The following is a 16,649-nucleotide window of genomic DNA, read 5'->3' as shown; positions in this document are numbered from 1 at the left end:
CTCAACTGCGACGGCCGGCAGGACCACCGGCCCGCCGCAGTGCGCACCCACCCCGACCACCGCGAACCACCGAACCACCCCGCAAACGGGACCCGGCCGAACCAGTCGGGATGGTCAGTCGGCGGAGCGGGCGGCGCGGTGGCGGAGGAGGAGCATGGCGGCGTCGTCGGCCAGCGGGCGGCCGACGTGGTGGAGGAGGTCGGCGCGGAGGGCGTCCAGGGCGAGCTGCGGGTCGGCGCCGTCCAGCAGGTGGGCGCGGGAGTCCAGGGGATAGAACCGGCCCGAGCGGTCCCGCGCCTCGATGACCCCGTCGGTGTAGAAGAGGACCTGGTGGCCGGGCTCGAACGGGAGCTGGTACGGCACCGGCTCCCCGGCCTTCAGCGCGCCCATCCCCAGGGGAAGCGCGTCCTCCGGCGGACCGGCGAACCAGTGGTCGCCCTCGGCGGTGAGCACCATGGGCGGCGGATGGCCGCAGTTCAGGACGGTGATGGAGGCGCCGCCGGTGATCTCGGCGAGTACGGCGGTGACGAACTGCTCACCGGACAGCTCCCGGCTCAGCGCGTTCTCCAGGCGGGACACCACGCCCTGGAGCTTGGACTCGTCGTAGGCGGCCTCCCGGAAGGCGCCGAGCACCACCGCGGCCGTCTCGACGGCCTCCAGCCCCTTGCCCTGGACGTCGCCCACGATGACCCGGACCCCGTGCGGGGTGGTGACCACCTCGTACAGGTCACCGCCGATCCGGGCCTCGGCCGTGGCGGAGGTGTAGGAGACGGCGACGCCGATCCCCGGTCCGGCGCGGCGCGGCACCGGCCGGAGCAGGACCCGCTGGGCGGCCTCGGCCACCGAGCGGACGTCGGCGAGCCGCCGTTCGTGGCGGAGCCGCCCGGCGCTGGCCAGGACGCTGGCCATGGTCACGCCGAGGATGGCGATGACGGTGACGTTGGTGCGGGGCGTCCAGAGGATGTCGTTGTAGGCACCGAGGGCCACGCCGAGCAGGAGGGCGATGACGCCGACCAGCGTGGTGCGGGCCAGGCCGCAGGCCACACTGGCGAAGGCGGGGCCCAGGGCGAGCAGGGGGAGGAGACCGGTCGTCGGGCCCGTGCCGAAATCGATCGTGGCCACCACGGCCATCACGATGAACGGCAGCAGCTTCAGGACGGCGTGGGTCTTGCCGGTCTCGACGGAGGAGAGGAGCCTGACGAAGGCGCGGGCCCTGGTCGAGGAGAGGGAGGCGCGGAGAGAGGCGAGCCGGTTTTTCGGGCGTGACGGGGAGCGATCCTGGCGGTCGTCTCTCCTGAGCATCTCACCACGTCTCGTTAAACAGCGCGTTTGTTTTTTCCTACCACAGCGATGGACATCGGCGGCGGACTACACGCGAGGTTCAACGGAAGAACGCATCCCTGGCCGGATGGGTACGCCGGAACCGGCGCACCCATGAGACGGTCCGGGATCAGAAGGAGTCGACGGCGCGGCGCGCCTCGGGGTCCAGGACGCCCCAGTTGATGAGCTCCTCGGTGAGCTCGCTGGGAGACTTGTCGTAGATCACGGCGAGGGAGCGCAGGTCCTCCTGGCGGATGGACAGCACCTTGCCGTTGTAGTCACCACGCTGGCTCTGGATGGTCGCCGCGTAACGGGCAAGGGCGCCGGCCTTCTCCTTGGGGAGCTGGGAGAGGCGCTCAAGGTCGATCACAAGCTTCGGTGTGGGTCCCAGCGGGCTCGGGGCGGCGCCTCCGGGCAGCAACTCCGAGACGGGCACCCCGTAGAAATCCGCGAGCTCGGCAAGCTTCTGCACCGTGACCGCGCGGTCGCCACGCTCGTAGGAGCCGACGACGACCGCCTTCCAACGTCCACGGGACTTCTCTTCGACTCCGTGCAGGGACAATCCCTGCTGGGTGCGAATGGCGCGGAGTCGTGCACCCAGCGACTTGGCGTATTCAGACGGCATCGTGTGGCCCCCCGGCTCTCTAATGTACTGCTTTCACTTGATTGTGCTACCTCACGCCGTATGCTCCGGTCACCGGGTCGGCGCCCAGGGGTAGGCGCCTGCGATGACCGGAGAGTGAGGGTTCACCCGGTAACGTCACGACGTGTGGTTACGGACAGTGACGGTAAAGGGGCGGACGCCGAAGGTCAAGCTGATTGGAAAAAAGAGGTCGAATCCGGTCCGGCGGGTTCCGCCTTGAATGCCGCATTTGTTCCCTCTGTCGGGCCTCTGAATCCGCTCCGCGGGCGTCAGACGCCGTCGCGCTCGATCGGGCAGCTCATGCAGCGCGGGCCCCCGCGCCCCCGGCCCAGCTCGCTGCCCCGGATGGTGATCACCTCGATGCCGGCCGCGCGCAGGCGGTTGTTGGTGGTGGTGTTGCGCTCGTAGGCCACGACCACGCCCGGCTCCAGCGCCAGCACGTTGCAGCCGTCGTCCCACTGCTCGCGCGCGGCGGCGTGCACGTCCTGGACGGCGGTCAGCACCCGGATGCCGTCCAGGCCCAGCGCGGCGGCGATCGCCCGGTGCATCTCCTCCGGCGCGTGGTCGGTGATCTTGAGTTCCTTGTCGTTGCCGCCCGGCTCGATCGTGTAGGACGGCAGCATGCCCAGTCCGGCGTACTTGGTGAACGTCCCCTCGTCGACCTGGGTCATCACCGTGTCCAGGTGCATGAACGCGCGCGCCTTCGGCATGTCCAGCGCCACGATCCGGCTCGCCGAGCCCCGGGCGAACAGGCTGCACGCGAGCATCTCGACGGCCTGCGGCCGGGTGCGCTCGCTCATCCCGACCAGGACCGCGCCGCGCCCGATGACCAGCACGTCGCCGCCCTCGATGGTGGCCGGGGCGGCGGCCATGCCGGGCATCCACACGTGGTAGCCGTCCTGGCCGGGCCGGTCGTAGCCGCCGGCGAACAGCGGGTGGTGGCGGTAGATCGCCTCGTAGTTGACCGTCTCGCGGCGGCGGGCCTTCTTGCGCATCGCGTTGATCGAGACGCCGTCGTAGATCCAGCACGAGGTGTCGCGGGTGAACAGGTGGTTGGGCAGCGGCGGCAGGACGAAGCCGTCCATGTCCAGCGTGTGGAAGGCGACGCTGCGGGGCTCGGGGGACAGTTCCAGGAACTCGCGCTTGGTCAGGCCGCCGGTGAGGTACGGCTGCAGCTGTGCCGGGTCCATCGCGTCGAGCGTGTTGCGGACGGCGTCGGTGGCCAGCGGCCCGAACCAGCGGGGGTCCACGATGCCGTCGAGGATGTGCCTGCGCGCCTCGGGGACGGCGACCGTCTCGCGGAGCAGGTCCGACAGCAGGTGCACCGTGACGCCCCGGTCCCGCAGGACCTGCTGCCACTCCTCGTGCTCCTCCACCGCGCGCTGCACCCACAGCACGTCGTCGAAGAGGAACTCGTCCTTGTTGGAGGGGGTCAGCCGCTTCAGCGCCAGGTCGGGCTCGTGCAGGACGACCTGCCTGAGCCGGCCCACCTCGGAGCCGACGTGAAAGGCCATGGCAGTCTCCTCGGTCGCCGCGGGACGGTCCGCGGGAGGGCGGTGCCGAGTGGGATTCCCGGGCGGGGAGGGGCGAAACCCGGTCTCTCCGGCAAGGCGGGGCCCGGCCGCGGAGCGCACGTCCCGCGGCCGGGACCGCGGTGCCGCTCCCGGCCGCGGGGTGCGCCGGCCCCCTGACGAGGCCGGCCGGAGGTCATCGAGATGAATAGTCACCTTGGTCAGGTTTTGTCGCTATTGGTGCAATAAACGCCCGATTCTGAGCGGCCGTCCTCCTGCTGATACCTTGAGGGTGTCGACTTCCTTTAAGACCCGTCCCGTGAGGCGGGAAAGGTGGTGTTCTCTTGACCGACGCCGTTTCGCGTGCCCGCGACCAGATCCGCGGCCCCGCGCACGCCGTCCTCGAAGGCCCCGACATCAACCGGGCGCTGATCCGCATCTCCCACGAGATCCTCGAACGCACCAAGGGCGGCGAGGATGTCGTCCTGCTCGGGATCCCCACGCGCGGCGTCCACCTGGCCCGCCGCCTGGCCGAGCACATCCGGCAGTTCGAGGGCCGCGCCGTCCCGGTCGGCTCCCTCGACATCACGATGTACCGCGACGACCTGCGCACCAAGCCCGCCCGGCCGCTGGGGCGCACCGACCTGCCGGCCGACGGGGTCGACGACAGGACGGTCGTCCTGGTCGACGACGTGCTCTACTCCGGCCGCACCGTCCGGGCCGCGCTCGACGCGCTGGGCGACCTGGGCCGCCCGCGGGCCGTGCAGCTCGCCGCGCTGGTGGACCGCGGCCACCGGGAGCTGCCCATCCGCGCCGACTACGTGGGCAAGAACCTCCCCACCTCCAAGAGCGAGATCGTCAAGGTCTACCTGGAGGAGAACGACGGCCGGGACGCGGTCGTGCTGCTGAAGGAGGGCGACAAGTGAGGCGGCATCTCATCTCGGCGGCGGACCTGAGCCGCGACGACGCCCTGCTGATCCTGGACACCGCCGACGAGCTGGCGAAGATCTCCGAGCGCTCCATCAAGAAGCTGCCGACCCTGCGCGGCCGCACGGTGGTGAACCTCTTCTTCGAGGACTCCACCCGGACCCGGATCTCGTTCGAGGCCGCGGCCAAGCGCCTGTCCGCGGATGTGATCAACTTCTCCGCCAAGGGCTCCAGCGTCTCCAAGGGCGAGTCGCTCAAGGACACCGCGCTGACCCTGGAGGCGATGGGCGCCGACGCCGTGGTCATCCGGCACGGCGCCTCCGGCGCGCCGCACCGGCTGGCCGGCTGGGTGCGCGGCAGCGTGGTCAACGCCGGAGACGGCACGCACGAGCACCCCACGCAGGCGCTGCTCGACGCCTTCACGATGCGCCGCCGTCTGGGCCCGCTGGACGGCAGGAGGGTCACGATCGTCGGCGACGTGCTGCACAGCAGGGTGGCCCGCTCCAACGTGCTGCTGCTGGCCACCCTCGGCGCCGAGGTGACGCTGGTGGCCCCGCCGACCCTGCTCCCGGTGAGCGTCGGCTCCTGGCCGTGCGCGGTCTCCTACGACCTCGACGCCGTGCTGCCCAAGTCCGACGCGGTGATGATGCTGCGCGTGCAGCGCGAGCGGATGAACGCCGCGTTCTTCCCCACCGAGCGGGAGTACAGCCGCCGCTACGGCCTCGACCGCGACCGCGTCGCGAAGATGCACGACGACGCCATCGTGATGCACCCCGGGCCGATGAACCGGGGCATGGAGATCGCGGCGGAGGTGGCCGACTCGCCGCGCTCGACGATCGTCGAGCAGGTCGCCAACGGGGTGACCACCCGCATGGCCGTTCTGTACCTGCTGCTCGGCGGCGCCAACCTCGGGGGAGAAGACCAGTGAGCTCGAAGACCACCGCGACCACCGTCATCAAGGGCGCCCGGATCCTCGGCGGCGAGCCCGCCGACATCCTGATCGACGGCGGCCTCATCGCCGCGGTCGGGCCGGGCCTGGCCGGCGACGAGACCGTCGAGGCGGCGGGCCTGGTCGCCCTGCCCGGTCTGGTGGACCTCCACACCCACCTGCGCGAGCCGGGCCGGGAGGACGCCGAGACCGTCGAGAGCGGCACCCGCGCCGCGGCCCTCGGCGGCTTCACCGCCGTGCACGCCATGGCCAACACCTCCCCGGTCGCCGACACCGCGGGCGTCGTCGAGCAGGTCTGGCGGCTGGGCCTGGCGGCCGGCCACTGCGACGTGCAGCCGGTCGGCGCGGTCACCGAGGGCCTCGGCGGCGAGCGGCTGGCCGAGCTCGGCGCGATGGCCGACTCCGCGGCCCGCGTCCGGGTCTTCTCCGACGACGGCAAGTGCGTCTCCGACGCGGTGCTCATGCGCCGCGCCCTGGAGTACGTCAAGGCCTTCGACGGCGTGGTCGCCCAGCACGCCCAGGAGCCGCGGCTGACCGCCGGCGCGCAGATGAACGAGGGCGCGGTCTCCGGCAGGCTCGGCCTGACCGGCTGGCCCGCGGTCGCCGAGGAGGCGATCATCGCCCGCGACTGCCTGCTCGCCGCGCACGTCGGCTCCCGCCTGCACGTCTGCCACGTCTCCACGGCGGGCTCGGTGGAGATCATCCGCTGGGCCAAGTCCAAGGGGTGGAACGTCACCGCCGAGGTGACCCCGCACCACCTGCTGCTCACCGACGACCTCGTCGAGGACTCGCCGGTCGGCGCCTACAACCCGATCTACAAGGTGAACCCGCCGCTGCGCACCCGCGCCGACGTCGAGGCGCTGCGCGCGGCCCTGGCCGACGGCACGATCGACGTCGTGGCCACCGACCACGCCCCCCACCCGGTCGAGGACAAGGAGACCGAGTGGGCCGCGGCGGCGATGGGCATGATCGGCCTGGAGACGGCGCTGGCGGTGGTCCAGGAGGCCATGGTGGAGACCGGCCTGCTCGACTGGGCCGGCGTGGCCGAGCGCATGTCGTACGCCCCGGCCAGGATCGGCCGCCTGTCCGGTCACGGCCGGCCGCTGGCGGCCGGCTCCCCGGCCAACATCACCCTCTACGACCCCTCCGTGCGCGCGCAGGTGGACCCGTCCTCCTACGCCTCCAAGAGCCGCAACACCCCCTACGAGGGCAGGTCCCTGCCCGGCCGGGTCGTGGCCACCTTCCTGCGGGGCCGCCCGACCGTCCTCGACGGCAAGCTCGCGTGACGGCCGCGCCCGCCCGCGCCGGCGGGCGTCCCACATCGTGGAGACGTCCTCCGCCCATGCGCCGGATATTTCATACTTTCAGAAGTAATGACCGAGATGAGTGGGATGTTCTGTGAGTGAGCGAAGCGAGCGGACCGGCGGCCGCCCGGCGGGCGGCGGGACCGGGACCGCGGTTCTCGTGCTGGAGGACGGACGCGTCTTCCACGGAACCCCGTACGGAGCCGAGGGCGAGACCTTCGGCGAGATGGTCTTCAACACCGGGATGACCGGTTACCAGGAGACCCTCACCGACCCCTCCTACCACCGCCAGATCGTCGCGATGACCGCGCCGCACATCGGCAACACCGGCGTCAACGACGCCGACCCCGAGTCGTCCCGGGTCTGGGTGGCGGGCTACGTGGTCCGCGAGCCCGCCCGGGTGCACTCCAGCTGGCGCGCCACCCGCTCCCTGGACGACTACCTCGCCGACTCCGGCGTCGTCGGGATCGCCATCCCCGGCACCCGCGCCCTCACCCGGCACCTGCGCGAGCGCGGCGCCATGCGCGCCGGCATCTTCTCCGGCGGGGCCGTGGCCCCGGTCGAGGAGCTCCTGGAGCGGGTCCGCCTCAGCCCCCCGATGGAGGGCGCCGACCTGGCCGAGCAGGTCTCCACCGCCGAGCCGTACGTCGTGCCCGCCCGCGGCGCCAAGAAGTACACCGTGGCGGCCGTGGACCTGGGCATCAAGTCCATGACCCCGCACCGGATGGCCGAGCGCGGCTGCGAGGTGCACGTCCTGCCCGCCACCGCCACCGCCGCCGACATCCTCGCGCTCGACCCCGACGGGGTGTTCTTCTCCAACGGCCCCGGCGACCCGGCCACCGCCGACGGCCCCGTCGAGGCGCTGCGCGGCGTGCTGGACGCGGGCCGGCCGTTCTTCGGCATCTGCTTCGGCAACCAGATCTTCGGCCGCGCGCTGGGCCTGGGCACCTACAAGCTGCGCTACGGGCACCGCGGGGTCAACCAGCCGGTCCAGGACCGGCGCACCGGCAAGGTGGAGATCTCCGCGCACAACCACGGCTTCGCCGTGCAGGCCCCGCTGGACGGCGCCTTCGACACGCCGTACGGCCCGGCGGAGGTCAGCCACGTCAACCTCAACGACGACTGCGTCGAGGGGCTGCGGCTGGTCGACCGGCCCGCCTTCAGCGTCCAGTACCACCCCGAGGCCGCGGCCGGCCCGCACGACTCCGCAGGGCTCTTCGACCAGTTCTGCGCTCTGATGGAGGCGAACAAGAGTGCCTAAGCGCACGGACATCCAGTCGGTCATGGTGATCGGCTCCGGGCCGATCGTGATCGGGCAGGCCTGCGAGTTCGACTACTCCGGCACCCAGGCGTGCCGCGTGCTGCGCGCCGAGGGCTTCCGCGTGATCCTCGTCAACAGCAACCCCGCGACCATCATGACGGACCCGGAGTTCGCCGACGCCACCTACGTCGAGCCGATCACCCCCGAGTTCGTCGAGAAGATCATCGCCAAGGAGCGCCCCGACGCGCTGCTGCCCACCCTGGGCGGCCAGACGGCGCTCAACACCGCGATCGCCCTGCACGAGGCGGGCGTGCTCGCCAAGTACGAGGTCGAGCTCATCGGCGCCGACGTGGACGCCATCCAGGCGGGCGAGAACCGCGAGAAGTTCAAGGAGATCGTCGCCAAGGTCGCCGCCGAGCGCGGCCTCAACGCCGAGTCGGCCCGCTCGGTCGTCTGCCACACCATGGACGAGTGCCTGGCCGCGGCCGGCGGGCTCGGCTACCCGCTGGTCGTGCGGCCCTCCTTCACCATGGGGGGCGTGGGCTCCGGCTTCGCGCACGACGAGACGGACCTGCGCCGCATCGCCGGTGCGGGCCTGGACGCCTCGCCGACCACCGAGGTGCTCCTGGAGGAGTCCATCCTCGGCTGGAAGGAGTACGAGCTGGAGGTCATGCGCGACCGGGCCGACAACGTCGTCATCGTCTGCTCCATCGAGAACATCGACCCGATGGGCGTGCACACCGGCGACAGCGTCACCGTGGCCCCCGCGCTGACCCTCACCGACCGCGAATACCAGAACATGCGCGACGTCGCCATCGCGGTCATCCGCGAGGTCGGCGTGGACACCGGCGGCTGCAACATCCAGTTCGCGGTCGACCCGAAGACCGGCCGCATGGTAGTCATCGAGATGAACCCGCGCGTGTCGCGCTCCTCGGCGCTGGCGTCGAAGGCCACCGGCTTCCCGATCGCCAAGATCGCGGCCAAGCTCGCCGTCGGCTACACCCTCGACGAGATCCCCAACGACATCACCCGCGAGACCCCGGCGTCGTTCGAGCCGACGCTCGACTACATCGTGGTGAAGGTGCCGCGCTTCGCCTTCGAGAAGTTCGCCGGGGCCGACCAGACGCTGACCACCCACATGAAGTCGGTCGGCGAGGCCATGGCCATCGGCCGCTCCTTCCCCGAGGCGCTGCAGAAGGCGCTGCGCTCGCTGGAGAAGAAGGGCGCCCCCTTCTCCTGGACCGGCGAGCCGGGCGACAAGGACGAGCTGCTGGCCGCCTGCCGCACCCCGCACGACGGCCGCCTGACCACCATGCAGCAGGCCATCCGGGCCGGGGCCACGGCCGGGGAGCTCTTCGAGGCCACCGCCGTCGACCCGTGGTTCATCGACCAGCTGCTGGCGATCGACGAGGTCGCCGCCGAGCTGCGCGAGGCGTCCCAGCTGGACGCCGCCGCGCTGACCAGGGCCAAGCGGTACGGCTTCTCCGACGCGCAGATCGCCGGGATCCGCGGCCTGGACGAGGCGCGCGTGCGCGACCTGCGCCACGCGCTGGGCGTGCGCCCGGTCTACAACACCGTGGACACCTGCGCCGCCGAGTTCGCCGCCCGCACGCCGTACCTCTACTCCACCTACGACGAGGAGACCGAGGTCCCGTACGGCGACCGCCCGAAGGTCCTCATCCTCGGCTCCGGCCCCAACCGGATCGGCCAGGGCATCGAGTTCGACTACGCGTGCGTGCACGCCTCCTTCGAGCTGTCACGGGCCGGTTACGAGACCGTCATGGTCAACTGCAACCCCGAGACGGTCTCCACCGACTACGACACCTCCGACCGGCTCTACTTCGAGCCGCTCACCCTGGAGGACGTGCTGGAGGTGGTCCACGCCGAGCAGCAGACGGGCCCGGTCGCCGGCGTCATCGTCCAGCTCGGCGGGCAGACCCCGCTCGGGCTGGCGCAGGCGCTCAAGGACGCGGGCGTGCCGATCGTCGGCACCTCGCCGGAGTCCATCCACCTGGCCGAGGAGCGCGGCGCGTTCGGCCGCGTGCTCGCCGAGGCCGGGCTCCCGGCGCCCAAGCACGGCACCGCGGTGACCGAGGCCGAGGCGCTGGAGATCGCCGCGGAGATCGGCTACCCGGTCCTGGTGCGGCCGAGCTACGTGCTGGGCGGCGCCGGCATGGCCATCGTCTACGACGACGCCACCCTGGTCACCTACATGTCGCGCGCGGCCGGCGACCACCCGGTGCTGGTGGACAAGTTCCTGGACGAGGCCGTCGAGATCGACGTGGACGCGCTCTTCGACGGCGAGGAGCTGTACCTCGGCGGCGTGATGGAGCACATCGAGGAGGCCGGCATCCACTCCGGCGACTCGGCCTGCTCGCTGCCCCCGATGACGCTCGGCGGCTTCGACATCAAGCGCATCCGCGCCGCCACCGAGGCGATCGCCCGGGGCGTGGGCGTGCGCGGCCTGCTCAACGTCCAGTACGCCATGTCGGCCGGCATCCTGTACGTGCTGGAGGCCAACCCGCGCGCCAGCCGTACCGTGCCGTTCGTCTCCAAGGCCACGGCGGTGCCGCTGGCCAAGGCCGCGGCCCGGGTGATGATGGGCGCGACGGTGGCGCAGCTGCGCGCCGAGGGCATGCTCCCGGCCTCCGGCGACGGCGGCACGATGCCGCTGGACGCGCCGATCGCGGTCAAGGAGGCGGTGCTGCCGTTCAACCGGTTCCGGGGCGTGGACACCATCCTGGGCCCGGAGATGCGCTCCACCGGCGAGGTCATGGGCATCGACGCGTTCTTCGGCACGGCCTACGCCAAGTCGCAGGCCGCCGCCTACGGCTCGCTGCCGACCAAGGGGCGGGCCTTCGTCTCGGTCGCGAACCGGGACAAGCGGGCCATGATCTTCCCGGTGAAGGCCCTGGCGGACCTCGGCTTCGAGATCCTGGCCACCGAGGGAACCGCGGAGGTGCTGCGCCGCAACGGCGTCCATGCCAAGATCGTGCGGAAGCAGAGCGACGGACCCGGTCCCGACGGCGAGCCGACGATCGGCAGGCGGATCCTGGACGGCGAGGTGGATCTCATCGTGAACACGCCCTTCGGCAGCCCCGGCCAGTCCGGGCCGCGGCTGGACGGCTACGAGATCCGCACCGCGGCCGTGCTGCGGGGCGTGCCCTGCATCACGACCGTCCAGGGACTGGCCGCGGCCGTTCAGGGCGTTCAGGCCGTCGTTCGCGGCGACATCGGCGTACGGTCCCTTCAGGAGCACGCCCACAGGCTGCGGGGATGATGCCCTGAGCGGGAGGTGAGCAAGACGCCTGTCACTCCGGTACAGGTCACGGGCACGGTGCTGACGACGCGCCGGGTCGACGCCTACCATGCGCTGACCGTGGTCGCGCCGGGCATCGTCGAGCGGTTCCGCCCCGGCCACTTCGTGGCGGTGGCCGTCGGCGGGCCGGGGACGTCGATGCTGACGCGCCGTGCCTTCTCCGTCCACGACGTCAAGCCCGACTACGGCGGCACGGTGGAGTTCGTCTTCACCGCCGGCGGTGCGGGCACGGCCTGGCTGGCCGAGCGCCGCGCCCGGGACACGCTGGACCTGGTGGGCCCGCTCGGCCGCCCGTTCCCGCTGCCCCGGGACCCGGTGACCTGCGTCCTGGTCGGCGGCGAGTACGGCTCCGCGATGCTCTTCGCGGTCGCCGACGCCCTCCAGCGGCGCGGCTGCCGGGTGGACTTCGTGCTCGGCGCGGCCTCGGCCGACCGGGTCTTCGGCGCGCTGCGCGCCCGCCGGATGGGGGAGACCACCACGCTGACCACCGAGGACGGGTCGCTGGGCATGCGCGGCCGGGTGACCGACGTGCTGCCCGGTGTGATCGCCGACGTCCGCGCCGACGCGGTCTACGCCTGCGGTCCCATGGAGATGCTGCGCGGGGTGACCGCCGTGGCGGTCGAGTTCGACATCCCGGTCCAGGTGGCCGTGGAGGAGCGGATGGCCTGCGGGATCGGCGTGTGCATGACGTGCGTGCTCCCGGTCATCGGCGACGACGGCGTCACCCGGATGGTCCGCTCCTGCGTCGAGGGCCCGGTCTTCCGGGGCGAGCGCGTCCGCTTCGACGACGTGGGAACGATCCCGTTCGACGCGCTCGGAGCGCCCGGCGGAGGCACACGGCATGCCGGTTGACATGCGGACCTACCTCGGGCACGTGGAACTGGCCAACCCGATCACCACCGCCGCCGGGTGCGCGGCCTCCGGCGCCGAGCTGGCCCAGTTCTTCGACCTGGGCCGGCTCGGGGCGGTGACCACCCGGTCGATCACGATGGCGCCCAGGGCGGGCCGCCCGACCCCCCGGATGGCGGAGACGCCCTCGGGCCTGCTGGCCGCCGTGGGGCTGCAGGGACCCGGCGTGGACGCGTTCCTGGCGCGGGAGCTGCCCTGGCTGGCCCAGCGCAACATCAGGACCGTGGTGTCCATCGGCGGCGGCACCGTCGCCGAGTACACCGCGCTGGCCCGCAGGCTCACCGACGCACCCGGCGTGACCGCCGTGGAGGTCAACCTGTCGTGCCCCAACATCGAGGACCGCGGGCGGGTCTTCGCCCGCGACGGCGCCGCCTCCGCGGAGGTGGTCGCCTCGGTGCGCTCGGTGATGCGCTACGACGTGCCGGTGGTGGCCAAGCTCTCCCCGGACGCGCTGGACGTGGTGAGCGTCGCCCGCGCGTGCGTGGACGGGGGCGCCGACGCGCTGTCCATGATCAACAATCCGCTCGGCATGAGCATCGACACCGACGCCATGCGCCCCTCGCTCGCCGCGGTCACCGGCGGCCTGTCGGGACCGGCGATCCGGCCGCTGGCCGTACGATGCGTCTGGCAGGTCCACGCGGCGCTGCCCGGCGTGCCCATCATCGGCATGGGCGGCGTGCTGACCGGCCGGGACGCCTTCGAGTTCGTCCTGGCGGGCGCCTGCGTCGTCGCGGTGGGCACCGCGCTGTTCCACGACCCCTACGCCGGTCTGCGCGTCCTGCGCGAGCTGGAGGAGATCCTGGCGGCGCGGGGGTTCCACCGGCTGGCCGACGCGGTCGGACTGGCCCACCGCCCGCCGGGGGCGACCACCCGGCACCGTACGGACTTCGAGGAGAGCCCGCTGTGATCCCCGCCCCCATCGCCGTCGCCCTGGACGCGCCCGACCTGGAGACCGCGGCCCGCTGGGCGAGCCTGGTGACCCCGCACGTCAGCACCGTCAAGATCGGGCTGGAGCTCTACCTCCGCTACGGGCCGGACGTCATCGCCTCGGTCCGGGGGGCGAGCGGGGTGCAGGTGTTCCTCGACCTGAAGCTGCACGACATCCCGAACACCGTGGCGGGCGCGGCGCGGTCGGTGGCGCGGCTCAAGCCCGCGATCCTGACCGTCCACGCGGCCGGAGGGGCCGCGATGGTCCGCGCGGCGGTGGAGGCCGCCCCCGCGGCGCGCATCGCGGCCGTGACGGTGCTCACGTCGCTCTCAGAGGCCGATCTTGAGCGGGCGGGCATCTCGGGACCCCCCGACGACGCCGTGCGCCGCCTGGCGGTCCTGGCCGTCGGGGCGGGCGCGCAGGCGCTGGTGTGCTCCCCCCGGGAGGTGGCCGCGGTGCGGGCCGAGGTCGGTCCGGACGTCACGCTCATCACCCCGGGCGTGCGCCCCGCGGGAGCCGACACCCAGGACCAGGCGAGGGTGGCCACGCCCGAGCGGGCGCTCGCCGACGGCGCCGACCTCCTCGTGATCGGCCGTCCGATCACCGGCTCGGCGGACCCCGGCGCCGCGGCCGCCGGCATCGCCGCGGCGCTCCGGAAGGCCTCCGCGACCGGCGGCCGGGACATGTGATCTTCGTCGCGGAAAACCCCGGGCTGAGCGTCGTTTGACCGACAATGAGCTATATCTCTACTACTCAGGGTGAAGAACCGGGCTTTCTGGGCGCAGAAACCGGGGTTGACGTTGCTTGGATCGCGATGACCAGCTAGTTTCCCTTCCCGTCCGAGTACATCGACAGGAAATTCGAGGTGACCCGGCGTGGCTCTTCCTCCCCTTACCCCCGAGCAGCGCGCCGCAGCCCTGGAAAAGGCTGCCAAGGCCCGCCGAGAGCGTGCCGAGGTCAAGAACCGCCTGAAGCACGGCGCGGTCTCTCTGACTGAGGTGCTCAAAGACGGGCAGGCCGATGACGTCATCGGCAAGATGAAGGTGTCGGCCCTTCTCGAGTCGCTCCCCGGCGTGGGCAAGGTCCGCGCCAAGCAGCTCATGGAGCGGCTGGGCATCGCAGAGTCCCGCCGTGTGCGGGGTCTCGGCGCCAACCAGCGCGCCTCCCTGGAGCGTGAGTTCGGCGGAGCCGAGAGCTAGGACTAGTCTCGGTTCCACAGTTCGCACGCTTCACCCCGCGCAGCGGGGACGGCATCACGGGGGTCTGGAGTGACCGGAACGTCAACCGGAGCATCGCGGCCCGACGAGGGCCGGGCTCCGGACGAGACCGCGACGAGCGGATCCGGTGGCTCCACACCCCCGGCCGGGAGTCCGGAGGAGGCGCGAGCCTCCACCGGGCCGACCGGCAACCGCCTGACGGTCCTGTCCGGGCCGTCGGGCGTCGGCAAGTCCACGGTCGTCGCCGAGCTTCGGCGGGCACACCCCCAGGTGTGGCTGTCGGTCTCGGTGACCACCAGGAAGCCCCGCCCCGGCGAGACCCACGGGGTGGAGTACTTCTTCGCCGACGATGAGGAGTTCGACCGCCTCGTCGCCTCCGGGGGGCTGCTGGAGTGGGCCGAGTTCGCCGGCAACCGGTACGGGACTCCACGGACGCCCCTCGTGGAGAAGCTCGCCGCCGGGATCCCCACCCTGCTGGAGATCGACCTGCAGGGCGCCCGCCAGGTCCGCGCGACCATGCCGGAGGCGCTGCTGGTCTTCCTGGCCCCGCCGAGCTGGGAGGAGCTGGAGAAGCGCCTGCGCGGCCGCGGCACCGAGCCGGAGGACGTCATCGCCCGCCGCCTGGCGGCCGGCCGGATCGAGATGGCCGCCGAGCGCGAATTCGACCTGACACTGGTGAACACGTCGGTCCAGGAGGTGTGCCGGCGGCTGATAGCCTTGCTGGCTGGTGCTCCCGAGGCTTCGAGCCCCGGACGTTCAACTAGCTAGGGGGACACGACGTGGCAACCAACGCCGCATACAGCGAAGGCATCACCAATCCGTCGATCGACGCGCTGCTCGACATCGTCGACAGCAAGTACAGCCTGGTGATCTTCGGATCCAAGCGGGCCCGCCAGATCAACGCCTACTACTCCCAGCTCGGCGAGGGCCTGCTGGAGTACGTCGGCCCGCTGGTGGAGACCCACGCGCAGGAGAAGCCGCTGTCCATCGCGCTGCGCGAGGTCAGCGAGGGCCTGCTCACCGCCGAGCCCATCGAGGGCTGAGACCCGCCCGATGCGAACGTCCGAGGACGCGCCCGCCAGGCCGAGCGTCGTGCTCGGGGTGAGCGCCGGCATCGCCGCCTACAAGGCGTGCGAGCTGCTCCGCCTGTTCACCGAGTCCGGCCACGACGTCCGCGTCGTCCCGACCCGGGAGGCGCTCCGCTTCGTCGGTGAGCCCACCTGGGCGGCGCTCTCCGGCAACCCGGTGACCGCCGACGTCTGGGACTCCGTGCACGAGGTGCCGCACGTCCGCATCGGCCAGGGCGCCGACCTGGTGGTGGTGGCCCCCGCCACCGCCGACGTGCTGGCCAAGGCCGCGCACGGCATCGCCGGCGACCTGCTGACCAACACCCTGCTGACCGCGCGCTGTCCGGTGGTGTTCGCCCCGGCGATGCACACCGAGATGTGGGAGCACCCGGCGACGCAGGCCAACGTGGCCGTCCTGCGCGAGCGCGGCGCGCTCGTCCTCGACCCGGCCGTGGGGCGCCTCACCGGCGCCGACACCGGCCGCGGGCGGCTGCCCGACCCCGCGGAGATCTTCGAGGTCTGCCGCCGGGTCCTGGCCGGCCGCTCCCTCGACCTGGCCGGCCGCCACGTGGTCGTCTCGGCGGGGGGCACCCGCGAGGCCATCGACCCGGTCCGCTTCATCGGCAACCGCTCCTCGGGCCTGCAGGGATACGCCCTGGCCCGGACGGCCGCCGCCCGCGGCGCCCGGGTCACGCTGGTCGCCGCCAACGTCGCGCTGCCCGACCCCGCGGGGGTCGCGGTGGTGCGGGTCGAGTCGGCGCTCCAGCTGCGCGACGCCGTGCTGGCGGCGGTGGCCGACGCCGACGCCGTGGTCATGGCCGCGGCCGTGGCGGACTTCCGGCCCGCGGCGCGGAGCGACTCGAAGATCAAGAAGACCTCGGCCGAGCCCGAGGCCGTCCACCTGGTGAAGAACCCGGACATCCTCGCCGAGCTGGGGGAGCGCCGCCGCGAGGGCGCCGCGCCGTACCCCGCGGTGATCGCGGGGTTCGCGGCCGAGACCGACGACGTGCTCGCCAACGGGCGGGCCAAGCTCGCCCGCAAGGGCTGCGACCTGCTCGTCGTCAACCAGGTCGGGGAGAACCTCGCCTTCGGCACCCCGGACAACGCGGCGGTCGTCCTGTCCGCGGACGCGGAGCCGGTGGAGATCCCGCGCGGGCCCAAGGAGGCGCTGGCCGACGTGGTCTGGGACCTGGTGGCCGAGCGGCTTCCCTGATCCGCTTGCCGGAGATCGCCTTCCGGCGGATACTGCGTCGGACAGAGCGACCCGGAACGCCGTGTCAGGGAGGGGTCCGAT

General features: G+C 72.2%; 15 protein-coding genes. 12 read left to right on the top strand and 3 right to left on the bottom strand.

From position 1 onward, the window contains the following. Positions 1 to 114: 114 nt before the first annotated feature. The 3 genes from IEZ06_RS11735 to IEZ06_RS11725 form a co-directional block, all read right to left on the bottom strand. Positions 115 to 1,302 (bottom strand): PP2C family protein-serine/threonine phosphatase, encoded by a 1,188-nt coding sequence (locus IEZ06_RS11735; RefSeq protein WP_189236697.1) that lies wholly within the window; start codon positions 1,300 to 1,302, stop codon positions 115 to 117. Positions 1,303 to 1,450: 148 nt separating this feature from the next. After that, positions 1,451 to 1,945 (bottom strand): transcriptional regulator BldD, encoded by a 495-nt coding sequence (gene bldD / locus IEZ06_RS11730; protein WP_068894204.1) that lies wholly within the window; start codon positions 1,943 to 1,945, stop codon positions 1,451 to 1,453. Positions 1,946 to 2,232: 287 nt separating this feature from the next. Beyond that, positions 2,233 to 3,477, bottom strand: coding sequence for an arginine deiminase (locus tag IEZ06_RS11725; RefSeq protein ID WP_189236696.1), 1,245 nt, complete (start codon positions 3,475 to 3,477; stop codon positions 2,233 to 2,235). Positions 3,478 to 3,818: 341 nt separating this feature from the next. On the opposite strand from IEZ06_RS11725, the gene pyrR reads away from it, so the two are divergent. The 12 genes from pyrR to coaBC all read left to right on the top strand — a co-directional run bounded on the left by pyrR (position 3,819) and on the right by coaBC (position 16,568). Further along, positions 3,819 to 4,400, top strand: coding sequence for a bifunctional pyr operon transcriptional regulator/uracil phosphoribosyltransferase PyrR (pyrR, locus tag IEZ06_RS11720; protein WP_068894202.1), 582 nt, complete (start codon positions 3,819 to 3,821; stop codon positions 4,398 to 4,400). Next, positions 4,397 to 5,329, top strand: coding sequence for an aspartate carbamoyltransferase catalytic subunit (locus tag IEZ06_RS11715; protein WP_189236695.1), 933 nt, complete (start codon positions 4,397 to 4,399; stop codon positions 5,327 to 5,329). Before pyrR ends, IEZ06_RS11715 begins: the two co-directional genes overlap by 4 nt. Continuing rightward, positions 5,326 to 6,636, top strand: coding sequence for a dihydroorotase (locus IEZ06_RS11710; protein ID WP_189236694.1), 1,311 nt, complete (start codon positions 5,326 to 5,328; stop codon positions 6,634 to 6,636). Before IEZ06_RS11715 ends, IEZ06_RS11710 begins: the two co-directional genes overlap by 4 nt. 112 nt (positions 6,637 to 6,748) lie before the next feature. After that, positions 6,749 to 7,915 (top strand): glutamine-hydrolyzing carbamoyl-phosphate synthase small subunit, encoded by a 1,167-nt coding sequence (gene carA, locus IEZ06_RS11705; RefSeq protein WP_189236693.1) that lies wholly within the window; start codon positions 6,749 to 6,751, stop codon positions 7,913 to 7,915. Further along, positions 7,908 to 11,195, top strand: coding sequence for a carbamoyl-phosphate synthase large subunit (gene carB / locus IEZ06_RS11700; RefSeq protein WP_189236692.1), 3,288 nt, complete (start codon positions 7,908 to 7,910; stop codon positions 11,193 to 11,195). Before carA ends, carB begins: the two co-directional genes overlap by 8 nt. A gap of 15 nt (positions 11,196 to 11,210) precedes the next feature. Continuing rightward, positions 11,211 to 12,086 (top strand): dihydroorotate dehydrogenase electron transfer subunit, encoded by an 876-nt coding sequence (locus IEZ06_RS11695; protein ID WP_189236691.1) that lies wholly within the window; start codon positions 11,211 to 11,213, stop codon positions 12,084 to 12,086. After that, a complete protein-coding gene (locus IEZ06_RS11690; protein ID WP_189236690.1) occupies positions 12,076 to 13,050 on the top strand; it encodes a dihydroorotate dehydrogenase in 975 nt (324 codons plus the stop codon). Before IEZ06_RS11695 ends, IEZ06_RS11690 begins: the two co-directional genes overlap by 11 nt. Then, entirely contained in the window at positions 13,047 to 13,760 is a 714-nt protein-coding gene (gene pyrF, locus IEZ06_RS11685; RefSeq protein WP_189236689.1) for an orotidine-5'-phosphate decarboxylase, read from the top strand. The genes IEZ06_RS11690 and pyrF overlap by 4 nt, the downstream gene beginning before the upstream one ends. Before the next feature lie 186 nt (positions 13,761 to 13,946). Beyond that, positions 13,947 to 14,270, top strand: coding sequence for an integration host factor, actinobacterial type (gene mihF, locus IEZ06_RS11680; protein ID WP_068894195.1), 324 nt, complete (start codon positions 13,947 to 13,949; stop codon positions 14,268 to 14,270). Between the two features lie 213 nt (positions 14,271 to 14,483). Continuing rightward, positions 14,484 to 15,056, top strand: coding sequence for a guanylate kinase (gene gmk, locus IEZ06_RS11675; RefSeq protein WP_189236723.1), 573 nt, complete (start codon positions 14,484 to 14,486; stop codon positions 15,054 to 15,056). A gap of 11 nt (positions 15,057 to 15,067) precedes the next feature. Then, positions 15,068 to 15,331 (top strand): DNA-directed RNA polymerase subunit omega, encoded by a 264-nt coding sequence (rpoZ, locus tag IEZ06_RS11670; protein ID WP_189236688.1) that lies wholly within the window; start codon positions 15,068 to 15,070, stop codon positions 15,329 to 15,331. 10 nt (positions 15,332 to 15,341) lie between these two features. Then, positions 15,342 to 16,568, top strand: coding sequence for a bifunctional phosphopantothenoylcysteine decarboxylase/phosphopantothenate--cysteine ligase CoaBC (gene coaBC, locus IEZ06_RS11665; protein ID WP_189236687.1), 1,227 nt, complete (start codon positions 15,342 to 15,344; stop codon positions 16,566 to 16,568). The last annotated feature ends 81 nt before the right edge of the window (positions 16,569 to 16,649 follow it).

This window comes from Planomonospora antibiotica, from assembly GCF_014647955.1.
GTDB lineage: Bacteria > Actinomycetota > Actinomycetes > Streptosporangiales > Streptosporangiaceae > Planomonospora > Planomonospora parontospora.
The sequence above is the reverse complement of the archived record's forward strand: the minus strand, read 5'-3'. Positions and strand labels throughout refer to the sequence as shown.